General features: G+C 60.2%; 3 protein-coding genes. All 3 read right to left on the bottom strand.

Translation table 11 applies throughout. The features are described from left to right. The coding region (locus EN993_RS34045; RefSeq protein ID WP_164757996.1) for an NAD(P) transhydrogenase subunit alpha at positions 1-907 on the bottom strand (907 nt) is incomplete at its 3' end. A gap of 122 nt (positions 908-1,029) precedes the next feature. Further along, entirely contained in the window at positions 1,030-1,983 is a 954-nt protein-coding gene (gene speB, locus EN993_RS34040) for an agmatinase (RefSeq protein WP_127266069.1), read from the bottom strand. Between the two features lie 67 nt (positions 1,984-2,050). Beyond that, the coding region (locus EN993_RS34035) for a pyrroline-5-carboxylate reductase (protein ID WP_348630451.1) at positions 2,051-2,902 on the bottom strand (852 nt) is incomplete at its 5' end.

The raw sequence follows: 2,902 nt of genomic DNA, 5'->3' as shown, positions 1-2,902 counted from the left end.
GACCCGGCACCGCGCCCTCGACATTGCCGCCGCGCTCGACCGCGAGGTCGACCAGCACCGAACCCGGCTTCATCGAAGCGACCATGGCCGCCGAAACCAGCTTCGGCGCCGGGCGGCCGGGGATAAGCGCCGTGGTGATGACGATGTCCTGCTTGGCGATATGCTCTGATGTGAGTGCCGCCTGCTTGGCCTGGTATTCCTTCGACATTTCCTTGGCGTAGCCGCCGGCCGTCTCGGCCGCCTTGAACTCATCGTCCTCGACCGCCAGGAACTTTGCGCCGAGCGAGGCGACCTGTTCCTTGGCGGCGGGGCGAACGTCTGTCGCGGTGACGACTGCACCGAGGCGACGCGCGGTGGCGATCGCCTGCAGGCCGGCGACGCCGACGCCCATGATGAAGACCTTCGCCGCCGGCACGGTGCCCGCCGCCGTCATCATCATCGGCAAGGCCCGGTCATATTCCGAAGCGCCGTCGATTACCGCCTGGTAGCCGGCAAGGTTCGCCTGGCTGGACAGGACGTCCATCGACTGGGCGCGGGTGATGCGCGGCATGAACTCCATCGAGAAAGCGGTGACGCCGGCCTTGGCCAGGGCCGCCACGGCGGCGTCGTTGCCATAGGGATCCATGATGGCGATGACGATGGTGCCTGATTTGTAGGCCTTGAGTTCCGCATCACTCGGCCGGCGCACTTTCAGCACCACATCGGCCTTGGCGGCATCGCCGGCATTGCCGATCGTAGCGCCCGCCTTGGCAAACTCCTCGTCGGGGATGCGCGACCTGGTGCCGGCACCGGTTTCGACAACCACGTCGAGACCCAGCGCCGCCAGTCGCTTCACCGTATCGGGCGAGGCCGCGACGCGTGGCTCGTTGGCATCGAGTTCACGAGGGATGAAAACCGTCTGTCCCACCGCATGATCCTTTCGGCCGGAAGCTGTTTCCCCGCAAGGTGTCGGTTCTTGGCGTCCGGCGATGTCGGGGCAAAGTTTTGAACAATCAGGGCAAGCCGACCCCTCCCGGGTCGCTCACCGCGTCAGAGCTTTCTGCGCGAGCGTGCTTTGGCCAATAGGCAGAGCATGTCGAAAGCCAGGGTCGCCGCCACCCTACCCGTGCGCCCACCTTCATCATAAAGCGGCGAGACTTCCGGGAGATCCGCGCCAATGAGGTCGACGCCCATCAAGCCTTCGAGCAGCGTTTCCACCTCGCGGACGGTGAATCCGCCCGGCTCGACGGCTCCGGTGCCGGGGGCATAGCTCGGATCGAGCGAATCGATGTCAAGCGTCAGGTAGGCTGGTTCTTCACTAATGATGGAGCGGATCTCCCGCACGGCGTCAGCAGGGCCGCGCTCGTCAATCTCCTTCATTGAGATCATACGGATGCCGGCTGCCTTTGCCCAATCATGGTCGTCGGTGTCAAACAGCGTTTCTCGTATGCCTACCTGGACGAAGCGCTTCGGATCGATCAGACCTTCTTCGACAGCGCGTCGAAACGGTGTTCCGTTGCAGTAACGCTCACCTTGGATGGCATCAAGCGTGTCCGAATGCGCGTCGATATGGATTAGACCCACCGGAGCATCACGGACAATACCGCGCAGAATCGGCAGCGAGATCGTGTGGTCGCCACCAATCGTTAGAGGCACGATATCCAGATCCTTTATCTTTCTGAAATGCGCTTCGATCAGCGACAGGCTGTCTCCAATGCTGAAGGAGCGCACTGGCGCATCGCCGACGTCGGCCACCTTGCAAAGATCGAAGGGCGAGAAGCCAAAGGTCTGGTGAATCCTGCGCACGTGCCGCGACTGCTCGCGTACACAGGATGGCCCGAACCGGGACCCGATGCGAAAGGCCGTGCCCAAATCGAAGGGCACACCGGAAATCGCGATGTCCAAACCTTGCGAAACCGGTATATGCGCCGAACGCATAAATGTTGCAATGTTCGCGAAACGCGGAACCACTGTAACGTCGACCTGAGCCAGACTGTCGGTCATTCAACTCCCCTGTACTTGTTATCATCCATTGGAAAATTCGACGCAGGCATCGCCAAAACTTCTATTTCTAAGCTTTGTTGAGACGCGCCATGACAGCGTCGAGACCTTCATGCAGAGCACTGCGGCCGCCATGCTCAGAAAAAACTCTAAACAGCTGCTCGTTGATCCCGCCTTTGGTGGAAAACTCGTGCCGAAGATCCGGAAAGTCCGCGCCGCTGTTGAGCGCAGCGTGGGAAAGGCCCGCAAACAAGCTGTTGAGATAGTGTTTGGCGGCAGAGCCTTCGAGCCCTTCTTTCAACAGCCAGTCCGACGCTGTCTCAAGCAGGCCAAAATAGAGGCCCATCATGGCACTGGCGGCAAAAAACACCTTTAGCGAGCGCTGATCTTCGATGCCGAGAGTGCTGCCCACACGATCGAATAAGGCAATGGCGGCATTGTCGGGCGGACAAATGACCGTAAAGCCAAGACGGGCGGCCACAAAAGGCAGTGGAATGGCCTGCACGATGTCGACTTTTTCCGATATCCATGTCTGCAGCGTATCAGCGCCGATGCCTGCAACCAGGGAAACGAGCTTTTGACCGTTTCGAAACCGCAGCGCACGAACGACCTCCTCTGCCACCTGTGGGCGCACCGCCAGCAGTGTGATATCGCTCTCGTCGACGATCTGTTGGTTGTCATGGGCGACAGACACGCCTTTGAAGGCGGCGGCCAATCGCTTGGCGTTTTGGGCGTTGCGGGGCGACACCAGGATAGCCGGGGCCGGCGCCTCGCCTGCGTGGAGCCCCTCGACAATGGCGACTGTAATCGACCCTGTCCCTACAAAACCGAGTTTGCTCAATTTCTGCTCCGCATTCCTAATCAGGTTCAAAGCAAGCCTAATTGCATAAAATATACAATTGTCATATGAATGCAACAGAAT

Origin of the sequence: Mesorhizobium sp. M7D.F.Ca.US.004.01.2.1 (assembly GCF_003997785.1) — a bacterium.
GTDB classification, from domain to species: domain Bacteria; phylum Pseudomonadota; class Alphaproteobacteria; order Rhizobiales; family Rhizobiaceae; genus Mesorhizobium; species Mesorhizobium loti.
The sequence above is the reverse complement of the archived record's forward strand: the minus strand, read 5'-3'. Positions and strand labels throughout refer to the sequence as shown.

Bases quoted from the DNA above. Each gene is read 5' to 3' on its own strand.
- speB (WP_127266069.1), bottom strand. From the start codon at position 1,983: ATGACCGACAGTCTGGCTCAGGTCGACGTTACAGTGGTTCCGCGTTTC.